This is a genomic window from Shewanella sp. BC20 (assembly GCF_003129585.1).
Taxonomy (GTDB): domain Bacteria; phylum Pseudomonadota; class Gammaproteobacteria; order Enterobacterales; family Shewanellaceae; genus Shewanella; species Shewanella seohaensis.
The window spans coordinates 87201-108044 of record NZ_NHRI01000002.1 but is presented as its reverse complement, the minus strand read 5'-3'; the positions used below and the strand labels follow the sequence as shown (position 1 = coordinate 108044).

Genomic DNA, 20844 nt, shown 5'->3' with positions numbered 1-20844 from the left:
ACAATGCGCGGGATAATTCACTCGATTATCCCGCGCATTATTTTTAAGGGGGTTATCAGCAGGGTTAGCGTTTAGACTTTACCTTTAGGCTACTTTGTCTGCGGATAAGTCACACGGTAAATTGCTCCCGCATAATCATCCGACACCAGTAAACTGCCATCGGCCAATTCAGCAAAGGCCACAGGGCGACCAAAGGTTTGTTCATCCTGCATAAAGCCAGTTAAAAATGGGGTGTATTTGACCACCTTACCTTGCTCTATTGTCGCCACGGCCACTTTATAACCCGCTTTCTTAGTGCGATTCCACGAACCATGCTCGGCCACAAACAACTGCTGTTGATAATCGCTAGGGAACTGTTTACCAAGATAAAAATGAATACCCAGCGGCGCCACATGCGCGCCTAAGGAAAACGCCGGAGCAGTGTATTTGGCAGGATCTTTACCATTGCCAAACTCAGGGTCAAGAATCGTACCTGCATGCACATAAGGGAAGCCAAAATGTTCACCCAAGTAACTGACCTTATTGATTTCGCAGGGAGGAATATCATCGCCCATCATGTCGCGGCCATTATCGCTAAACCAAAGAGTTTGAGTGCCAGGCTGAAAATCAAATCCGACGGAATTACGAACGCCTTGGGCGATAGTCGTTAATTTTTTGGTCTCAAGATTCAGCGAGAAAATACGCCCATAGCGTTCATTCTCCGCGCACACATTACAAGGTACGCCCACTGGAATGATTAACTCACCTGTCGGTGAAACCCCTAACACTTTCCAGCCATGGTGGGTTTCACTTGGAAATCCATCGAAGACCACCTCAAATTTGGCTGAGTTTAAGTTATTGTCGATATCCTTGAATCGAATGATGCGCTCGACTTCAGAGACATACAAATCGCCATCTTTGATGACCACCCCCGAAGGTAGCTTAAGTCCTGAGGCAACCAGGATTTTCTCATCAGCCACGCCGTCTTGGTTGCGGTCGATTAGGGCATAAACATTCCCCGCCTTCATTGAGCCCGCATAGACGATGCCTTTATCGGATACGGCAATTTCGCGTGCATTTTCAACGTCATCAGCGAATAAACTTACGTTAAAACCTTCGGCAACCGTCAGTTTATCTAAGATATTCTTGGCCATTGCCGGAGCAGAAATGCCACTCAAGACACTGAGGGATAGGAGAGAAACCGCCTTAAAAGTGGCTGTATTGAATAGTGCGGCGCGTTTTTTACGATCCATTGACTCGCATCCTAGTAGGGTAAAATTATTGTCGTACAATTAACTTAGCTTCGTTTAATTTAGCTACGTTACCTTACCTTAGATATACCGTATTACCAAATCCTCTGATTTAGCTGGTCAATCCGACTATGCGCCCCCTTAAGCGATAACTCACTGTCAGTTTGCCCGGTTCTTAATCCCACATATCGCGCACTTTGCAAAATAAGGATGAAAATCTGCTTGAGTTTTTTATCCATCTGCCGATAACTCGATAAAGCACACTCGGGGCTCACATTTGTTACTCTATTGAACATAGCTGAGCGACCACATTGAAGTATTAAAGGAATCTATCGTGAACATTAATGGATTAAATACTGCGGCAAGCAGCGGCGCCTTTAAGTCCTTATCTACGGCATATGTTTCTGTTCTACCCGTAGCCTCCTCAGCCGATACTGCGGCGAGCACAGGATCTGAGTCAGACACACAATCCAGCGTGAATATTTCAAATGCGGGTAGGCAAGCACTTGCCAACGATCTTAGCGCGACCTTAAGGAGCGCGTTCGCCGACAAACTGCAACAGTCACAAAGTAAGGAAACGGAAGAGAAGCCCACATCGATTATTGATGAGCAAATTAAGCGTATCAAAGAGCAAATCAAAGATTTGCAAGAAAAACTCACTAAACTGAAGGGCGATAATTCTGAAGCTGCGGCTCAACAACGCAAGCTATTACAGGATCAAATTATGCAACTTAGCGGTCAAATCACTACCTTGATGGAGCAAAAAGTGCGTGAAGCCAAAAAATCAGCTGGTTAATTACGTCATGAACCACAAATAACGACCAATCGATGTCGCGTCTAACACTTGATTTGAATAGTAAATTAAATGGGAAAACTAAATAATAAACGCCAGATATTTAATCCATCACCGGTACGATAACTGATCCCGATTCTATCTATGCCGAGGAGATCTCCGCCCAAGGGCTTAGAAAACGCTAGCGTGGCACCAATCTCATAGCTGCCGGAGACTATGGTTTCATTTTCAGCATCTTGACTAAAATCCAGCTCGTTGAAATACCAATAACCAACCGCAAAGACTCTCGGCTGCATCTGAATATTCAACCATTGCCAGCGCGGCGAAAGACCAATATCCACCCCAGTTTGCAGCACTGCAAATTGGTCGGTTAATTTCCCTACCCGCTCACTGTAACCAGCAAACCTGAGCCTCGACACCCAAACGCTGTCTTCGCCCGCAAGGCTGAAATCATACAAGCTACTCACGCCCGAAGCCAAAATTGCCACGTTCGCATCGGTATCGAAATTTGTCCCAAAGCCCACATCCAGATAGGCTTCCATTCGCGTATTTGCCGTTGCCTGCCAATGATGCTCGATACCTGGAGTCATCGTCATAGTGCCGACCGAGGAAGGCAATTCACCATCGGTAATATCTTTGGCTAAGTAGTCAAAAAAACCGAAGGATAAGGGTAATCGCAGCCAGGTTTGGCTGCTCTCATCCTTTAAGAAATCAAAGCTTAAAGGAATACTCACCACTGTGGCATTTTGATCGGCGGCACGATATACCCCCGTGCCAAGATAACTGCCAAAGGCATAAACGGAATTAGGATTATTTTGACCATCAATCGGCGATTCGGGGCTCATTTGAGCAAACGACTGAGATTGCTGTGCGATCTGCACTGGGGTGTGGCTTGCAATGGCAGCGGTCGACGCCAACAGTGGGAAGGCACACCCCATTGATAGCGCCGAACAGGAAAAGCATTTAACGAGTAACCGGCTAAAGATGGTCTTCAATTTATGCAAACAGATCCTGATTTGCTAAGCCTAATCGGTTATCGCTTGGGTTAAAGATTACTCTTCATCCGTAAAATGATACTCAGACATCATATGGCCAAGCTCGGTGGATTTGGTCTTTAAGTAAGCTTCATTGTAGCGATTTTTACCGACTTGCAGGGGAACACGCTCAACCACTTCGATGCCGATTTCTTTCATCGCTTTGACTTTGCGAGGGTTATTGGTCATTAAGCGTACATGCTTCACGCCAATTTGTTCAAGCATAGGTTGGATCATATCGTACTTACGCATGTCCGCTGGGAAACCTAATTGCTCATTCGCCTCAACCGTATTGGCGCCTTTATCCTGCAACTCATAGGCACGGATCTTATTCAGCAGACCAATACCACGCCCTTCTTGGCGCAAATATAAGATAAATCCACTGCCGGTTTCGGCAATGTTTTGCATCGCCGTTTGCAGCTGGAAGCCACAGTCACAGCGTAAGCTGAACAAGGCATCGCCCGTAAGACATTCAGAGTGAATACGACCTAATATGGGGGCATCGCTACTTAGGGTGCCAAATGTGAGGGCAACATGCTCTTTACCGGTTTCGGTATCTTCAAAACCGTGCATGGCAAAAACGCCCCAGGGAGTGGGTAATTTTGACGTCGCGACATATTTTATCGACATGACTTAACCTTAACGACTACTCTCATTCCATGAGACGGAAGGAACATCCATAAACAAAACGATGATTGGGCTCTTCGCCTACTGAGCGCCTATTCTAAAGCGTTTTCCGTATTCACGAAATACTTTAGTAATTTAATCAACTATAAATCGAAGCCTGCGGCGCTATCACGGGTATAGCTCAATCTGTCGAACAACCATTCAAGGCGCTGCAAAATAGGCATGTGCCTTATTTTGCAACTCAATGAATAACTTGCCAATAAAACTTAAAACTTTGCTGGCGCAAAACCTGTTACTTCGGTTAAGCCCATTTCGCGTCCTAATGCCGTCATAGGATGCACAACCACTAGGCCTTTAACTGTCTTTTTCAGTTGACCCATGTCGGCTTGCTCAGCTTTGGTGAGGGCGCGGTGGAATGGCAAGTGTTGAATATCTGTGCCTTGCTTTTGTAAAAGACGCGACTGCTGCGTTTTTACACTATTGATTTGCTTAGTGACCGCCGCAATATCGCGTTTAAATTGCGCCACAATAACGGCATCGCCACGTTGCTCTGCTGCCGCCAGTTTACGACGAAACTTATCTAGCTTATCGTTAAGCTGCTGCAGTTCTTGCTTTAAATTCATCATTTTACCTTAAATTACTTAAGTGAATCCCAGTCGATATGTGCACCATTTAGGGCCTGAATGTCCGGGTCACTGTGTCAAGGTGTGGGATTATAACAGCAAGTTAGCGATCCTCGTTACCGCTTTTATAAGAAACGGATCACCTGATTGCTGCTGCCACGATATGGCAAACTCGGATCGGCAAGGCTCTGCTCGAATTTACCATCCACCAGCACGTCCACATATTCCAATACCGCACGCTGCTTATCCGTTAGCGCATCCCAGGTATAACCCGTCCACAGCCAAATATCTTTACCCGGACATTCGGTTTTCACCCGCTTCACTAACGCGAGGATCCCCTCAAGGTTGGCGGGTAAGAGCGGATCGCCGCCAGAGAGTGACAAGCCGCGGCGCACAATGCGCTCATCCTGTAGATCGGCGATAAGCGTATCTTCCATCGCCTTATCAAACAAATGGCCTGAGCGCACATCCCAAGTACTTTGATTATAGCAACCTCGGCATTGGTGCTCACAACCTGACACAAATAGGGTTACCCGGGTGCCTGGACCGTTCACCACGTCAACGGGATAATATTGGTGATAGTTCATTACTGCGTCCGCGCTAAAGCCCAATATGATTACGGGCTAAACATCAAAGCACAGTCGCCACCAGTGCGACTGTGCCAGTGTAACAAAACAAACAAGGCAAAAGTGTTACAAGTGTTTGATCCTGCGTTTCACTTCTTCTTGCTTGCCATGGTTGAATGGTCTGGCATCTGGACTACCTAAGTAACCGCACACTCTGCGAGTGACGGACACTCGGCTTGGCTCGTGGTTACCGCATTTAGGGCAAGTAAAACCTTTACTGGTACAACTAAACTCACCTGTGAAACCACAGTCGTAGCATTCATCAATCGGCGTGTTAGTGCCGTAGTAAGGCACGCGGCTATAGCTGTAATCCCACACATTTTCGAGCGCTTCGATATTGTGCTGCATGTTGGGATACTCGCCGTAGCAAATAAATCCGCCATTGGCGATCGCAGGATATGGCTGCTCAAAATCAATTTTATCGTAGGGATTCACCCGCTTTTCCACATCCAAGTGGAAGCTATTGGTGTAATAGCCCTTATCGGTGACCCCTGCAACCACGCCGAATTGGCGCGCATCGAGCTTGCAGAAACGGCTGCAGAGGCTCTCACTCGGGGTGCTATAAAGGCTAAACCCATAACCGGTTTCGGCCTTCCATGCATCGGTAGCCGCTTTAAGGTGCGCGACAATCGCCACCGCTTTTTCTCTAAGCTTAGCATCATCAAACACATGGGTTTCAGTGCCATAGAGCGCATTGATGGTTTCATGTAAACCGATATAGCCTAATGAAATCGATGCCCGACCATTTTTAAAGATTTGGGCGATATCATCATCGGCGCGCAGGCGCACACCACAGGCGCCTTCCATATACAGAATCGGCGCAACTCTGGCTTTAACGCCATTTAAGCGTTCGATGCGAGTATCTAATGCACGGCGGGCAAGTTGTAAACGCTCATCTAAAATACGATAAAACTCAGCCTCATCGCCATTGGCCTCGAGGGCCACTCGGGGCAAGTTTAAGCTCACCACCCCAAGGTTATTGCGCCCTTCATGGACCAGCTCGCCATTTTCTTTGTAGGAGCCTAAAAAGCTGCGACAGCCCATTGGGGTTTTAAATGATCCCGTGACTCTTTCCACTTGCTCGTAGTTCAAAATATCAGGATACATGCGCATGCTGGCGCATTTTAGGGCCATTTGTTTGACATCGTAGTTGCAATCACCGGCCTTGTGGTTAATGCCATCACGAATCGCAAACACCAGTTTAGGGAACACGGCAGTCTTACGATTTTTACCTAGGCCCGTCATACGCACTTTCAACATGGATTGCTGAATTAAACGCGACTCCCACGAAGTGCCAAGACCAAAACCAAAGGTGACAAAGGGCGTTTGTCCATTGGCGGTATGCAAGGTATTCACTTCATATTCAAGGGATTGGAAAGCATCATGACATTCTTTTTCTGTCAGCGCCGTCGCATAGGCCTTGGCATCTTTTATCTGCCAATTGAGTGCCACTTGATAATGTTTGTCATAGCTCTTCGCCACAAAAGGTGCGAGCACTTCATCGATACGGTTAATCGTAGTGCCACCATAAATATGGCTCGCCACTTGGGCAATAATCTGCGCCGTAACAGCAGTAGCGGTGGAGATGGATTTTGGGGTCTCAATTTCGGCGTTGCCCATTTTAAAACCGTGGGTCAACATGCCCGCCAAATCAATCAACATGCAGTTAAACATCGGGAAAAACGGCGAATAATCGAGATCGTGGTAATGGATTTCACCAAGTTCATGGGCGGCCACCACATCCTTAGGCAGAATATGGCTCTTGGCGTAATGTTTAGCGACGATACCCGCGAGTAGATCCCGCTGGGTTGGGATCACTTTAGAGTCTTTATTGGCGTTTTCATTTAACAGCGCCGCATTGCTCTGCTCCACTAAACCACGGATTTCAAGATTGAGTTTACTGGTCGCATCGCGGCAAATATCTCTGTCATGGCGATACTCGATATAGACCCGCGCCAGAGACTTGTAAGGCCCTTCCATCAGTAGGTTTTCAACCGCATCCTGTAAATGGTGGATCTCGACTTCTGCCAGATTGGCCACTCGCTCCCTCACACAAGCTGCAACCGTCGCGGCATAGTCAGCATCCTCTATCCCAACCGAGTTTGCAGCCGCTATCACTGCATCTCTTATCCTTGTTTCATCAAAAGGTGTGCGGCAACCATCCCGCTTGATCACGACTGGCATTGTTCAGTTCCTCTCCATTCCGATTAAAATTAACACTACATATAGTGTTTAGATAATCAATAAACACAATATCTAGGTAATTAAGCGGCATTAACACCTAAAATTCCATGATCCAGATCATGATTTATCGGATGGATAAAAAGAACAAAGAAGAACTGTAGCCAAACCCAATGATCTCAGTTTTAAGCCTTGACCTTGGCCATAAAGCAGGATAGCGGACGCTAAAAATGCCCGCTAATCACGACAAAGTACCTTGGCCCGAAAGCCAAAGTCCTTGTAATAAAAGTCCTTGGAATAAAAGCAGTCCGTAGCTCGGCGTTTGCCCTTGGCTAAGGTTTACACTCAAACAGAGTTAGCGCTTGGCTAAGGCAAGATAACTACTCAGTTGCCCCGATGCCGACTGCTGCATCCCCATGGAGGAAGCCACTTGCATAGTCGACTTAAGCCCCTGCCATAACTGTTTTTGGCTGTCGCTCAGTGTGGGGTTGCTATTTAGATAATCGGTTAACTGGCCAAATACCTTAGTGGCTTTTTGTGCCAGCACTGGGGATTGCGCATCATCCATATTCGACAATACGTTTTTAGCATCGACTAAGGTGTCGATCATAGGACTGTTTGGTGACTTTTCCGCCAAAGACTTTAGCTCATCGTCGATAAAGTCCTGCAGGGATTGCTTGCTCGGCTTTTGACTCGGCAAATTAATGCCATTTTGTGACAGGCGCTCAACCTGTGCATCGGACAAAATGCCGTCCTTTTGCAGTCGAGACACTAGGGCTGGGATATCTGACACACTAAACTGGCCATCGGCAAAAAAGTCCTTCGACATCGCTTGGATTTTTTGTGCCCTAAGCGCGCGGGGTGACAAAGCAATGTCATCGCTCGGTTTCGCTTCAGTCTTAGGTGTATCCTTGACGGATGACTTAGCCTCCGTGCTGGACTCAGTCTTACTTGTGTCTGTCTTACTCGTGTCCGTCTTCTTGCTGTTCAGGCCATAGGCATCGGCAACACTGCTACGGTTCAGATTTAAGGCATTTAAAAGAGGATTCATCGTCAATAATTCGGCATCTAACACTGTGTGATGAAGCTAAAGCAAAAAATAAGCCAATCAAACAATCACTTGCCTAAATCAATATGTAACGATGAACCATCCCTGTCGATTAACCTTTCCAAATTGCCGCTTCAATCAAGTGCGCCGCCTTAGCGACAGCCGCTTCTCCTGCGGCAATAGCCTCGTCGGCGCGGTGAAACTCCATAGTGCCGATATTAGCGACTTCAGGCACGACCAAAATATCGGGAGGATCACCCATCAAACGCGCCCGCTTATGGCGTTGCTCTAAAATCCCCATCGACTGTGACATTACCGCAATCATGCCAGGGTTAGATTTAGTGCCGAGGGAAAACTTGTCGGTTAAGCTGCTGACATATTCCCGCCCCCTAGCAAACAAATCCATAAAGCCAGTTTCTTGGCGAGCGGGCATTTCATTTTCTTCCTTTGGCGCCTTATGGCTGGTCATGTTGACGGGCAATACTTGCAGCCGCCCAGAATGAAACCCATGCAAATCAACGGCAATCACTATATCGACGCCCATAGCTCGGCTCACAGACACGGGCACAGGATTAACAACGGCGCCATCGACGAGCCAACGCTCCCCTTGTCGTACGGGGGCTAATATCCCTGGCATTGAGCACGAGGCGCGCACGGCTTGGCGTAAATCACCATGGCGAAACCAGATTTCTTGCCCTGAATATAAGTCCGTCGCAATCGCCGCAAAGGGTCGGTCCAAATCCTCAATATTGATATCGCCGATACGCGATTGCAGTACATCGAAGACTTTCTCACCACCAATCAATCCCCCTTTACGCCAGCGAATGTCCATCAGTCCGAGGACATCCCAACTCGAAAAGCTGCGTACCCACTCTTCAAGCTCGGCTAAATGATTATGAGCATAGGCTGCGCCCACTAAGGCTCCTACTGAGCAACCGGCCACCTTATCGGGTTTTATCCCCATATTGGCGAGCCCATTAAGTACGCCAATATGTGCCCAGCCCTTGGCGGCTCCGCTTCCTAAGGCAATACCTATTGTCGGTTTTGTCCCTTTGCTCATACTATGTTTCCCTTAACAACTCTATGATTTGAATAAGCTAAATTCCGCCCAGAACAGTGTCAATCATTAATGGTTTATTATTCCGCCTGCCTAAGCAAAGGCCTGTATCCAACACTCTTCAATCGAGCATCATACACATCCATTGCGAGAAGGTGCGCACTAAGTTGTTCAGCAAGCAAATTGTTTGGAGTAAATGGATGCTCGAAATGAAGTCTGCCATATCAGCCGTAATTTAGCGGATCCAGTAAGATAATGACCAATCAAGATAGCTGAGCATAGTGATTTAAGGCTATAATCTGCCCTCACTCAGATTTAGGGGATATACCTTTGCAGTTTACTGATTTTTCTCTGGACCAGCGTCTGTTACAAAGCTTAAAGCATATGGGGATTGCAACCCCAACCGCCATCCAGGAACAAGCACTGCCTATCGCATTGGCAGGTAAAGATTTAATGGCATCATCAAAGACTGGGTCAGGTAAGACCTTAGCGTTTTTGTTGCCAGCATTGCAAAGGGTTATCTCCACCCGCGCTTTAAGTAAGCGCGATCCTAGAGTACTGATTTTATTACCTACCCGTGAATTAGCCCATCAGGTGTATAGTCAGTTACGTTTACTAGTGGCGAACACCCAATACAAAGCCATTAGCGTATTAGGCGGTGAAAACTTTAACGATCAAGCCAAAGCGCTGGCAAAAGAGCCACATTTTATCGTGGCAACGCCTGGGCGTATCGCCGATCATTTAGAGCAAAAAAACCTCTTCCTCAATGGATTAGAACTGCTTGTCCTTGATGAAGCCGACCGTATGCTGGATCTGGGTTTTGCGCCGCAATTAAAAGCCATCAACGCTGCAGCCGATCATAAGCGCCGTCAAACCTTAATGTTTTCGGCCACCTTAGATCACAGTGAAATCAATGAGATTGCGGCAGCATTACTTAAAAATCCGTCGCATGTTGCGATTGGCGCAGCCCACACTGAGCATCAGGACATAACCCAGCGTATTTATCTGTGCGATCACTTAGATCACAAAGAAGCCCTGCTCACACGCCTGCTTAGCGATGAAACTCACAAGCAAGTGATTATTTTTACCGCCACCCGCGCCGACACCGAACGCTTAGCGAGCAAACTCTCGGCGCAGGGTTTTGCCACAGCCGCCTTAAGTGGTGAGCTTAAACAAGCGGCACGTAATCAAATCATGGATCAATTTGCCCGTGGTCAGCAGCAGATTCTGGTGACCACAGATGTGGCATCCCGTGGCTTAGACTTACTCAATGTCTCCCTCGTCATTAACTTCGACATGCCAAAATTTGCCGAAGAATATGTCCATCGCATAGGTCGTACCGGACGCGCAGGCGCCAAAGGTGATGCAATCTCCCTCGTTGGTCCTAAGGATTGGGATAACTTTAAGAAAGTACAACTCTTCCTGAGAAAGACCTTTGAGATCAGCGTGATTAAGGGGCTCGAAGCTAAATTTAGTGGTTTAAAAGACAAGCCTAAAGCCGCCGCAGCTAAAGCGGTAACCAAGGCAGGAACAAAAACCAAAGCGAACGCCAAGTCAAAAACCGTTAAAGCAGCTCCCTCAAGGGATAAACGCTTTATCACTGGGGTTGATGTGGGTGATGCGCCAATGCGTAAAAAACCTGCGGCGCCATTGCTGCAGGATCATGACGACGAGCGTTAATGATTTACTCACGAGAGTCCATAGTGCAGACTCTCGATATTACGGGCGGGAATATGCTCCTGCCATATGTAAGAAATGTTGATATTTAAAGGTGTAACATGCGAATTTGTGGTGTTGAATTAAAAGGCGGCGAAGCCATTATCAGTCTGCTGAGCTACGAAGGTGAAACCTTCAACGTACCAAGCTGCCGTAAAGTGTCTTTTAGCGTCGCTCAATCAGCCTCAGCGGAAACGATCCGTGAATTTCACTTCGCTTTCCATAAGTTAATGGAAGATTATAAGGTCGATGAAATCGTCGTTATCGAGCGCGAGCAAAAAGGCAAACTGGCTGGCTCTGCCACCAGCTTTAAACTCGAAGCCGCAATTCAACTCGGCGATCTGCCGGTGACCTTGTTGTCGCCTGTTGCGATAAAGGAACAAAACAAGCGTAATCCACCTCAAGTTGATTTTGACAGCTTAGATCTCAAACGCGTCCAACAACCCGCCTTTGAGGCGGCCTACGCTCAGCAAAATCGCCGTATCTTCGGTAAAGCTTAAGCGTGTGAGCTTAGCGCAACTGTAGCGCTAAGCTCGTTTCCCCACAGCTAGAAACAATGCAAACCTTAAAATATTTAAGCGGTTATAGTCCGGATATCCAACGCCAAGTTCAGCAACTACTCGAAGGTGGAAAGCTTGCGGATGTTTTGCTGCGTCGTCATCCCACTGTTCACGAGATCCGCAGCGACAAAGCTCTCTATGACTATACCCAAGGGATAAAAAATCAGTTTTTACGCCAATCCTCTCCCCTGTCAAAAGTGATCTTCGATGACAAAATTAGTATGAGTCATCATGCACTTGGCTTACATTCTTACGTCTCCAGAGTGCAAGGGAATAAAATCAAGGCTAAGAACGAAATCCGTATCTCTTCACGGTTAAAGCGCGTCCCCGAACCCTTGCTTCGAATGGTGGTTGTACACGAACTCGCTCACCTAAAAGAGAAGGATCATAATAAAGCTTTCTATAAGTTGTGTACTTATATGGAGCCCGATTACCATCAATTCGAATTCGATCTGCGTTTATTGCTAACCTGTATCGACGCTAACCAATCGCCCTACTCAAACTAAATAAACTTTTTCAAGTAAGCTCGCATTTTTCTCGTCTATTTCTCACACTCAGTTGACTGATAATAATTTTCATTTAGAATGAATCTGTCTTATTCGTTAGCACACAAAAGCAGTGTAAAAGTCGTATGAAAAAGCAAAAAATTGGTAAAAAACTGGAAAAGTGGTGTAAAAAACAGGCCAAGAAACTGCAAAAACAGCAGGCAAAATCTAATAGCCTTGTTGAATTGCAAAACCTTTATTCGGCAAATACCCCAATAATGCATGCGACTCGCGCTCAACAGAAAAAACAGCAGCGTAAACACTTAAGCCAATTATTGTCCGAATATGTGGCGAAACAGCAAATCCAAACTCTCGATAAGACCGCCCGCAAGAAACAACTTAAATTAGCTAAAGCCCATTTTAGTGCCGCGAATGATGCTAAATTTTTATCATCCGCCGTTATTAAGCATATCCGTCCATTAGCCACTGAACGCAGTTTTGCACTTCGTCCTTATAAAAAATCCCCCTGCGGAGGCTGCCCAGCTTTAAAAGGTCGTCTATGCAAATGTGCCTTAAAGGCAATGCAAAAACGTCAGGCCAGTTAATTCATTTGAGTTGACCGCCGTAACCTAATCAAATTAGATAAAGACAAAGCATAGTAACGCGAAGTAACTCGCTTATATCGGCACTCGGCGCATCTATAAGGCGATATCTGCTTGTACTCTTTATGTTGTTGCCAGCTTCACTCTATTCAACGCTTATTAAAGCAGTAACACTCATTGCTTATTCGGCCAAACATCAACCCGATTAAACTTGTATTTTGATGAATACAGCGTTTTCCAGCCGTTATCACTACACGCAGCGCAAATAAAAACGCCGATGAGATCAGATTCATCGGCGTTTTTATTTTCGGTTCGCTCGGATTAATGAATGGATTAGCCTAAATTCATTAACGCTTGGCGGCTCTTCACTATATTGGTGAAGGTACGTAATTCTTGATTCGCTAATTGGCTCGCCATCGGGATATCGGCTCTCATTGGGTCCACAGGTCTGCCGTTAACATGGAATTCATAATGCAAATGTGGACCGGTAGAACGTCCAGTATTGCCTGATAAAGCAATCACTTGGCCACGAGTCACTCTCTGACCTTTACGCACTAATGCCTTAGAAAGATGTAAATAACGTGTACGGTACTTACCACCGTGTTCAATCACAATATATTTACCCGCGAATTGGTGATCGGTGACTAAGCTTACGACACCATCGCCTGGAGCAATAACTTTAGTGCCAATAGGTACTGAAAAGTCGGTACCGTTATGGGGAGAAATGCGGCCAGTAATAGGATGTTTACGCGTCGGGTTAAAACGAGAACTCATTCGTGGCTGTTTAGCCAATGGAATACGTTGGAAGGCTCGCACTAAGCTTTGGCCTTTAGCATCGTAATAACTGCCATCGGTATGTTGGAATGCACTAATTTCTGAGCGACCCGTTTTAATGCTTACGCCTAATATTTGGCTGCTTCCGGTTGCTTCGCCCTCAACATATTGATCATTTACCAAAACAGAAAATTTATCACCTGCACGTAGATCTCGTGCGAAATTCACTTTCTCTTTGAGTAAATCTTCAATCCGCTGAATATCGGCCGCTGCTAAACCCATTTTTTGCGCCGAAACGTAGAATGAGCCTTTAATATCGCCAGTGAGAATACGGTTTTGCCACACACCTTCAACGTTAATTTCTTCAACGTTAAAGCTGCCATCTTCATAACGAGTAAATACCACTTGGCGCGCGGCATTAAAATACAGTTCTAACTTTTGCAGTTGGCCTTCATTATCCAGCCAAAATTGAATACGGTTACCGGGTAATAAGGTATCTAGCGCCAGAATGTTTAAATCGGCTTCTAATACCTTATACATGGTTTGCTGATCGACACCCGCCTTAGAAAATAAAGCGCTTAAAGTATCACCAGAGGCGATGACGCGTTCAAAATGCGGGGTATTATCGACAATCGGAGCGGTTTCTACAGGCTCTGATATCTGTGGCAATATAGTCTCAATATCGAGCGCGACGGGAATACGTTGAGCAGTAGGCACCACATGATTAGCATTCGGCATTAACATCGCCGCACCGATTAATAGACCTCCAACAAGGAGAATATTTTTCTGGGCTGAAGATAAGTTCTGCAAACGAATTTGCGGAAAATTAGCCAAATTGGGTTTACCTGTCTGCAACGCTTTCACCTTTTGTTATCGTTATTGCGTTATATTTTTGAATCAGTCCCACAGGGGGAAGCCCGAATTTTCCCAACTTATCCCAAAAAACCGATTATGACAAACGCTATTTTGCACTTTTCTAGCACTATTTACTAAAAACATGCGTCAGTTAGCACTTTAAACCGATTGTGTGTTCTGTATATAGATGTTAAGCAGCTTAAAATCGCGTTAGCCATGTCAATAAAAACAAAGTGTTAAGAAAATACTCATCCACTTAGATCACACTAAGGCAAAATCACCTTGATTTCGCTCCCATGGGAGGTTTTCAAGATATCAATTCGGGTGCCTATCTGCTCTTTCATTTCCGAAACATGGGAAATCACCCCAATCATCCTGCCCGCCGATTGCAAATCCATGAGGGTACGGATGGCAAGCTCGAGGGAGTCCTGATCTAAACTGCCAAAGCCCTCGTCGATAAATAAGGTATCGAGTTTTATCCCCCCTGCGTAAGCTTGAACCACATCGGATAAGCCCAATGCCATCGACAAGGCAGCCATAAAACTCTCACCACCACTTAAGGTCGCAACGGGACGCACTTTAGAGGTGTAGGCATCCTCGACTTCAAGCTCCAGCCCTGAGGCCTTATTGCCCTTCGCCCTGTCCTCTTTACGCAATAATCGGTAGCGCCCTTTACTCATTAAATGCAGCCTCTGCGTTGCCGCAAGCAACACATCGTCGAGCAATACGCTGAGCACAAAGCGTTGCAGGGAAATTTTGTTGCCCGTATTACCATTGGCAACATCGGCCAAGGTGCCAACCACAGCGTATTCATCCTCGAGGGATTTGGCCTTTTGATCGACAATCGCCAGCTGAGTTTGGGTATTGTTAAGCAAGGTGAGCCGAGTATGGAGTTGACTCCATACCCCTTCCGCCGCTTTAAGCTGCGCGAGTCGCTCAGTCAGCAAGGCCTCCAAGGCGTCAAGGTCGGGTGATGTCGACTCGCTCAACTTGGTTGTAAGCTGAGTCAGTTGCGACTGATTTAAGGCGCACTGTCTGTGATAGGTTTCTATGCCCTCGGCCAGCGTCTGCATTTGCTCATCGGTTAACAAGGCTTCGCGCAATGCATCCCTATCAATAAAGCCTGCGTTATCCAGTGCCGTCAGTAGTGTCTGCTGTGCTTGCGCCTGCAGATCTGCCGTAGCATGACAACGCTCTATCGCCGCCGATAATGCCGTTTGCGCCGCCACACTCTGCTGCGTTGCCTGCTGCTGCGCGGTTCTGAGAACATCAATCTGACGTTTTATCTGTTCGAGTTGCTGCTGGTTATGTGCAATCGCTTGATTCAATACATCCAGTGTTCGGTATTCTTCTGGGATCCTCAGCGCTTTTTCCGCAAATTGACCCGATAGCCGTTCGACTTTGCCTTCTTGCTCACGGTAACGCTCACGCTCAAGTTCAAGTTGCTGCGCCAAAGTCGACTCTTGCTGCTGCAAGGTTTTGATCTGTTGCTGTAACTGCTGCAGCGCTTGCGCCGCAGCATCGGCTTGCTTCGCTTGCTGCATGAGCCTTTCTAAGGTTTGGCTATGGGATTCGAGTGACAAATCAACCTTATCGCCAAGGACTGTTGCCAGCTCATTCGCCTGATGTTGCTGTGTTTCTAATTGCTTTTGCAGCCCGCGATATTCTGCCCGCGCTTTATTGAGATTATCGAGCGCCAAGGCCTCGGCATCCTGCGCCGCCTGCAATTGTAGATCCGTTGGTAAATCCTCATGACTCACCGCAGGATGCGGATGGGCCGAACTGCCACAAACCGGGCATGGCTCATGGGGTTTTAACTCTCTAGCTAAAATGGCTGCCTGACCTTGAAACCATTTCAGTTGCAAAGACTTGTAAGCCGTTGAAGCTGCTTGATATTGGGTATTAAGCGCTTTTCCTTGTAAGCCGACCTGCTCAAGAACCCCTTGAGTATGCGCAACTTTGGCACAGATCTGCTGCCACTGCTTGAACTGCTCGAGCATATGACGGTGCTGCTGCAGCGCCTGCGCAGTGGCAAGTTGCTGCTCACTTTGCGATTGCAAGGCTGGCAGTTGATTCTCACAATGACCGCGCTGTTCAACTAAGGTGGCAAGTGCAGTTTTACTCTCCTGCCCCTGCAATTTGGTGTGTTGCAGTATCTCTTTTGCCTGCGCTAAAGCTTGTTCCAGGCTGGCAAACTCTGCCAGCTGCGGCACTAACGCACTGAGATGACTATTTTGCTGCTCAACCTCACGCAGCTTATGTTCAAGGGGGATAATTTCCTGCGCCGCAGTTTCAGCATGAGAGAGTGCGAGCTTAGCGGCATCGAGCGTCAACTGTGCGCTATCGCGCTGAGCGGCTGCAACACTCGCTTCTTGCTCCCGCGACAAGGCATTATCTAATAAGGGTTTTACCCGCAGTGCTTGCTTGGGCACCTCAAGCCGTGTCGTTTGGGTTGCAATTTGCGCTTGCTGCTCATTAAGGCTAAGCGCCTCAGCCTGCAATTCCTGTAAGCGAGTAAATTCAGCAAAGAGTTGCTGCGCGCTATCACGCTGTTTTAATGCCGCCAAATGCGCCGCAACGCTCCGCTCCTTTGCCGCCGTCGCCGCCGCGAATTCGGGTTCAATGCGGCTAAACTCAGCGGCAAGCTCATCATCGGATGTGAGTGCTGCCGTTTGCAAAATACCGTCGCGGCGGGCGCGCTGCTCTTTCACTAAGGCACGAATATCCGCCGCCTTAGCCTTTAGAGTATCTTCGATGCGCTTATAGATATGGGTTTGGAATAATTGGCTAAAAATCTGCTCACGTGCCTTAGAGTCGGCCATCAGCAATTCGCGAAATTTCCCCTGCGGAAGCACCATCACTTGGCGGAACTGCTCTACATCTAGGCCGGTTAATGCCTCGATTTCGGCCGTGGCGTCTGACACTTTACTGGCGACGATAAGGGTTTCACTGCCATCCGGGGCAATCTTATACAGCTGCGCCTCACTCTTTTGTACCGTTGAGCCATCACCGCTTTTCTTTAATCTTTCCTGCTCGGGGACGCGGCGAATACGATAACCCGTACTACCTAATTGAAAATGAAAGGTTACCTCAGTCAGTACGCTATCATCAGCCATATCGCAGCGCATCTGGCTGCCTTCACGCTCGTTACCCGTGGTTTTTCCGTAAAGCGCAAAACAAATTCCGTCGAGCAGCGTGGTTTTGCCCGCGCCTGTTGGCCCGTTGATCAGGAATAAGGGGTTATTCCCCAGTTCGGTAAAATCAATGGTTTGACTCGAAGCAAAAGGACCAAAGGCCGACATAGACAGCGAGAGTGGCTTCATGCGGATTGCTCCCCTTTTGCTGCAACGCGAGTAGATTCACCGCTATCGCCTTCATCCCTGTGAAGCTTAGTTAAAATCTCATCCATAACCGCTTGCTGCGCATCACTCAATTCCTCGCCAGAAACCTGACTGAAAAAATCACGGAACATCGCCATTTCGCCTTTTTTGATATGGTCACGATTGAGTGCGACGGCCTGTTCGCCCGCCATTAATCCAGTACGTTCTAGATGCAGCACATTGGGATAGACACTGCGCAATTTGCCCATGGCATCTAAAATGGCGTGTTTATCAAGGAGTCTGACCATCAGATAATCCTCACGCTTGGCATCGGTCTTCCCAAGATCTAATAAATGCGCCAATTCTCCTTCGATAATCCGCACATCGCGCAGCGCAGTTAAGGGCAAGAGTTGGATCTGCGCCGGAGTGTGCGCTGTGACATCCACTAAAGTGACAGACTTATGTTGATGCTGTTCGCTAAAGGAGTATTTCAAAATCGAGCCAGAATAACGTACATGTTCACTGCCTTTATATTGCGGTCCGTGTAAGTGGCCGAGGGCGACATAGTCAAACTCACTAAAAAGCCGTGGGGAAATTTTATCGGCGCCACCAATACTCAATGGCCGCTCGGACTCGGACTCACTGCCACCATCTAAAAAGCAATGACTAACAACGACCTTAGGTAACCCTTGGCTGTCGTGGCTGCGGACTTGTTCTAGCAGTAGCGCCATCGCCTCTTCATGGCTGGACACGCTGAGCCCCTTAGCATCCGCCTCAAATACTTGGCGCACGGTTGCAGGTTCTGCGTAAGGCAGCGGATAAAAGTAAGCATCGCCACTTGGGCTGCTTAAGCGGATCGGCGTTAAATCAGCCTGAAGCGGCCCAATAATGTGCAAGCCACTTGCCGCCATTTGTTTAGCCGCAAAGCCTAAGCGTTCGTGCCCGTCGTGGTTACCGGCAATCATCAGCACTTGTAATCCTAACTCTGTGATGAGGCGATTAAGCACCTCATCGAGCAAAGCCACGGCGCTGGCAGGAGGAATCGATCTATCGTAAATATCCCCGGCAATAATCACCGCATCGACAGTGTGCTGCTCTGCCAATGTCACTATTTGATCAAGCACATAGGCTTGGTCTTCTAAGAGTGATTGATTATGTAACTGGCGACCAATGTGCCAGTCCGAGGTATGGATAAATCTCATCGTTGCTAAACCTTAATGGATACTAAGCCGATTTTATCGCGTGGGCGCTTACCATTTAACGAGTGAAGTCTCAGGCGAAAACGCTTGGCAATAACACAGCCAATAGCCCCTAAAAACGCTTTAAAAATGCTAGGTTATCCTAAACATGACTGCGGAGTATAGCGAATACCAAGGGAGTGAAGAGATTTGCAGCAATAAGGCCGAAAACTGTGCTCATGGACTATGCAGCACAAATAGACAATCGACCTTACTAGGGAGAGTTAAATATGAGAGAGGCTATATCAAAACAGGTGATATTGGCTGGCTAGTAGCTTCACACTCATGGCCAAGGACATAGTCACCACTAATGGCTTAATGATCTTAGTGCCCTTGGTCACGACTAAGCGCGAACCTAAGGTAGCGCCGATTGCCTGCCCAGCAAGCATGACTAAGCCGAGCACCCAAATCACTTTGCCGCCTAAGGTAAAGAAGATAAGCGAAGCAATATTGGTCGAGAAGTTTAACACCTTGGCGTGTGCCGTCGCCTTTGCCAGACCAAAACCGGCCAAGGTCACAAAGGCCAGCGCGAAGAAACTCCCTGTGCCTGGGCCAAAAAAGCCATCATACAAACCCACACCGAGCGCGGCGGTAAAGGCAAAGGCGGTAGGCGTTAACACTTGGTGGCGGTCATCTTCCGAAATCTTTTTCGAAAACAAGAAATAACAACCAATCGCGAGGATTAAAAAAGGTAGGACTAACTCCAGTACTTTGGCATCGACCAACTGCACCAGAATAGTGCCTAAGGCGGCGCCCGCAAAGGCACAGATAAGGGACAGTTTAACGGCCTTCAAATCAACTAATCCCTTACGCACAAAGTACAAACTCGCAAAGAAGCTGCCACCGCAGGCCTGTAATTTATTAGTCCCGAGTGCCACCGCTGGCGGTAAACCCGCCCACATTAACGCTGGGATAGTCAGCAATCCTCCGCCGCCGGCGATAGAGTCGATAAACCCCGCCACCATAGCCACGCCAAAGAGTAATGCCGCAATTTGTAGAGTCAGTTCAAATTCCATGATTGTTATTATTGAGTAATAGGAGCTAAGGCTTCGCATTAGACTGCGTTTGCCTTATAAACGCAAAGGAGTTATTGTCGCGCTAGCGTGAGCAAAGCTCACACTAAATACCCTTATCATTTACTCGATTCGGATACGCCTATGTTTACTTCCTTGCCGCCCCTCAATGCATTACGGGCTTTCGAGTCTGCCGCCCGCTTGCAAAGCATGACACTTGCGAGCAAAGAGCTGCATGTCACCCACGGCGCCATCAGTAAACAAATCCGTGTATTAGAAGAATTCTTAGGTTTTGCCCTTTTCGTACGCCTGCATAAAAAAGTCGCACTCACGGACGAAGCCAAGCGCTACTTGCCCCATGTGCAAGCGGCTCTGCAAACCTTATCAAGCGCCACCGCCGATTTACGTAGCCAAGGCTCGCGGCCACAAACTTTAGCTATCAATGTGTTACCCAGTTTAACCATCAACTGGTTAATCCCCCGGATGGAGCAATTTAAATCTCGGCATCCGCATTTGTATGTGGATCTCTCGATTGGTGACTTTGCCGTCGATTTCAGCCAAGGCCGTTACGACATCGCCATCCGCAGCAGCACTCAACTCCCCAGAGGTGTTAATTACATCAAATTGATGGATGAAGACTTGTGCTTAGTGTGCGCGCCGTCACTCGCGCCTAAACTCAAAAGCATCGAAGACATCAATCAGGTTACGCTGCTGAAACACACCACTCGGCCAGAGCTTTGGGAATATTGGGCGGATAAAGTGGGACTGGTACTCACGCAGGCACAAACCTTTGGCGTCGAGCATTTTTATATGTTGAGTCAAGCCGCAGCCAGTGGCATGGGCGCAGCACTGATCCCACGTTTTTTTATCGAAGATCAATTGGCCAATGGCAGCTTAGTGATCCCGTTTCAAGCGCCTTTTACCAGCCCATACGCCTATTACTTACTCACACCCAAATCCCCTAGCTTACCGCTAAAAGTGCAAGCCTTTATCGATTGGATGCTCGAGTTATTTGCCCCATATCGGCAATCGTCAGATATCGACAAAGCTTAGATAGTAAAAA

The 20844-nt window shown here is 47.5% G+C and carries 18 protein-coding genes; 6 read left to right on the top strand and 12 right to left on the bottom strand.

The window, feature by feature from the left end; genetic code table 11:
- Nucleotides 1-89: 89 nt before the first annotated feature.
- Entirely contained in the window at nucleotides 90-1133 is a 1044-nt protein-coding gene (locus CBX96_RS02935) for a sorbosone dehydrogenase family protein (protein ID WP_109285817.1), read from the bottom strand.
- Between the two features lie 430 nt (nucleotides 1134-1563).
- On the opposite strand from CBX96_RS02935, the gene CBX96_RS02930 reads away from it, so the two are divergent.
- Nucleotides 1564-2025 carry a hypothetical protein gene (locus CBX96_RS02930; RefSeq protein ID WP_109285642.1) on the top strand — a complete coding sequence of 154 codons (462 nt, stop codon included), beginning with the start codon at nucleotides 1564-1566 and terminating at the stop codon, nucleotides 2023-2025.
- A 65-nt stretch (nucleotides 2026-2090) separates the two neighbouring features.
- Here the strand turns inward: CBX96_RS02930 and CBX96_RS02925 are convergent, their stop codons facing one another.
- The 7 genes from CBX96_RS02925 to rssA all read right to left on the bottom strand — a co-directional run bounded on the left by CBX96_RS02925 (nucleotide 2091) and on the right by rssA (nucleotide 9221).
- Nucleotides 2091-2960: a hypothetical protein gene (locus CBX96_RS02925; protein WP_258293973.1), complete on the bottom strand. Its 870-nt coding sequence runs from the start codon at nucleotides 2958-2960 to the stop codon at nucleotides 2091-2093.
- Between the two features lie 114 nt (nucleotides 2961-3074).
- Nucleotides 3075-3686: a GTP cyclohydrolase II gene (gene ribA / locus CBX96_RS02920; protein ID WP_109285640.1), complete on the bottom strand. Its 612-nt coding sequence runs from the start codon at nucleotides 3684-3686 to the stop codon at nucleotides 3075-3077.
- A 263-nt stretch (nucleotides 3687-3949) separates the two neighbouring features.
- Nucleotides 3950-4306, bottom strand: a complete 357-nt coding sequence (locus CBX96_RS02915; protein WP_109285639.1) for a YibL family ribosome-associated protein — start codon at nucleotides 4304-4306, stop codon at nucleotides 3950-3952.
- Between the two features lie 125 nt (nucleotides 4307-4431).
- Nucleotides 4432-4893, bottom strand: coding sequence for an anaerobic ribonucleoside-triphosphate reductase-activating protein (gene nrdG / locus CBX96_RS02910; protein WP_086902593.1), 462 nt, complete (start codon nucleotides 4891-4893; stop codon nucleotides 4432-4434).
- A 105-nt stretch (nucleotides 4894-4998) separates the two neighbouring features.
- Complete coding sequence (gene nrdD, locus CBX96_RS02905; RefSeq protein WP_109285638.1) at nucleotides 4999-7116, bottom strand: anaerobic ribonucleoside-triphosphate reductase; 2118 nt, start codon at nucleotides 7114-7116, stop codon at nucleotides 4999-5001.
- A 352-nt stretch (nucleotides 7117-7468) separates the two neighbouring features.
- Nucleotides 7469-8164 carry a hypothetical protein gene (locus tag CBX96_RS02900; RefSeq protein WP_109285816.1) on the bottom strand — a complete coding sequence of 232 codons (696 nt, stop codon included), beginning with the start codon at nucleotides 8162-8164 and terminating at the stop codon, nucleotides 7469-7471.
- Between the two features lie 109 nt (nucleotides 8165-8273).
- Complete coding sequence (gene rssA / locus CBX96_RS02895) at nucleotides 8274-9221, bottom strand: patatin-like phospholipase RssA (RefSeq protein WP_011623197.1); 948 nt, start codon at nucleotides 9219-9221, stop codon at nucleotides 8274-8276.
- 327 nt (nucleotides 9222-9548) lie between these two features.
- Between rssA and CBX96_RS02890 the strand changes: the two genes are divergently transcribed.
- From CBX96_RS02890 to CBX96_RS02875, 4 genes are all read left to right on the top strand, one after another.
- On the top strand, nucleotides 9549-10898 hold the full coding sequence (locus CBX96_RS02890) for a DEAD/DEAH box helicase (protein ID WP_011623198.1): 1350 nt from the start codon (nucleotides 9549-9551) through the stop codon (nucleotides 10896-10898).
- Nucleotides 10899-10996: 98 nt separating this feature from the next.
- A complete protein-coding gene (locus CBX96_RS02885) occupies nucleotides 10997-11434 on the top strand; it encodes a DUF3010 family protein (RefSeq protein ID WP_011623199.1) in 438 nt (145 codons plus the stop codon).
- A 56-nt stretch (nucleotides 11435-11490) separates the two neighbouring features.
- Nucleotides 11491-12000: a M48 family metallopeptidase gene (locus CBX96_RS02880; RefSeq protein ID WP_011623200.1), complete on the top strand. Its 510-nt coding sequence runs from the start codon at nucleotides 11491-11493 to the stop codon at nucleotides 11998-12000.
- A gap of 125 nt (nucleotides 12001-12125) precedes the next feature.
- Complete coding sequence (locus tag CBX96_RS02875) at nucleotides 12126-12584, top strand: hypothetical protein (RefSeq protein WP_109285637.1); 459 nt, start codon at nucleotides 12126-12128, stop codon at nucleotides 12582-12584.
- 330 nt (nucleotides 12585-12914) lie between these two features.
- On the opposite strand, the gene CBX96_RS02870 is transcribed toward CBX96_RS02875, so the two are convergent.
- The 4 genes from CBX96_RS02870 to CBX96_RS02855 form a co-directional block, all read right to left on the bottom strand.
- Nucleotides 12915-14210 (bottom strand): peptidoglycan DD-metalloendopeptidase family protein, encoded by a 1296-nt coding sequence (locus CBX96_RS02870; protein WP_011623202.1) that lies wholly within the window; start codon nucleotides 14208-14210, stop codon nucleotides 12915-12917.
- A gap of 266 nt (nucleotides 14211-14476) precedes the next feature.
- Nucleotides 14477-17533, bottom strand: coding sequence for an AAA family ATPase (locus CBX96_RS02865; RefSeq protein ID WP_109285636.1), 3057 nt, complete (start codon nucleotides 17531-17533; stop codon nucleotides 14477-14479).
- Nucleotides 17530-18732 (bottom strand): exonuclease SbcCD subunit D, encoded by a 1203-nt coding sequence (locus tag CBX96_RS02860; RefSeq protein WP_109285635.1) that lies wholly within the window; start codon nucleotides 18730-18732, stop codon nucleotides 17530-17532. Before CBX96_RS02860 ends, CBX96_RS02865 begins: the two co-directional genes overlap by 4 nt.
- A 281-nt stretch (nucleotides 18733-19013) precedes the next feature.
- The gene (locus tag CBX96_RS02855; protein ID WP_023267800.1) at nucleotides 19014-19784 is read right to left on the bottom strand and encodes a TSUP family transporter; all 771 of its coding nucleotides are present in this window, start codon (nucleotides 19782-19784) and stop codon (nucleotides 19014-19016) included.
- A gap of 141 nt (nucleotides 19785-19925) precedes the next feature.
- On the opposite strand from CBX96_RS02855, the gene CBX96_RS02850 reads away from it, so the two are divergent.
- Nucleotides 19926-20834, top strand: a complete 909-nt coding sequence (locus CBX96_RS02850; protein ID WP_109285815.1) for a LysR substrate-binding domain-containing protein — start codon at nucleotides 19926-19928, stop codon at nucleotides 20832-20834.
- Nucleotides 20835-20844: the final 10 nt, after the last annotated feature.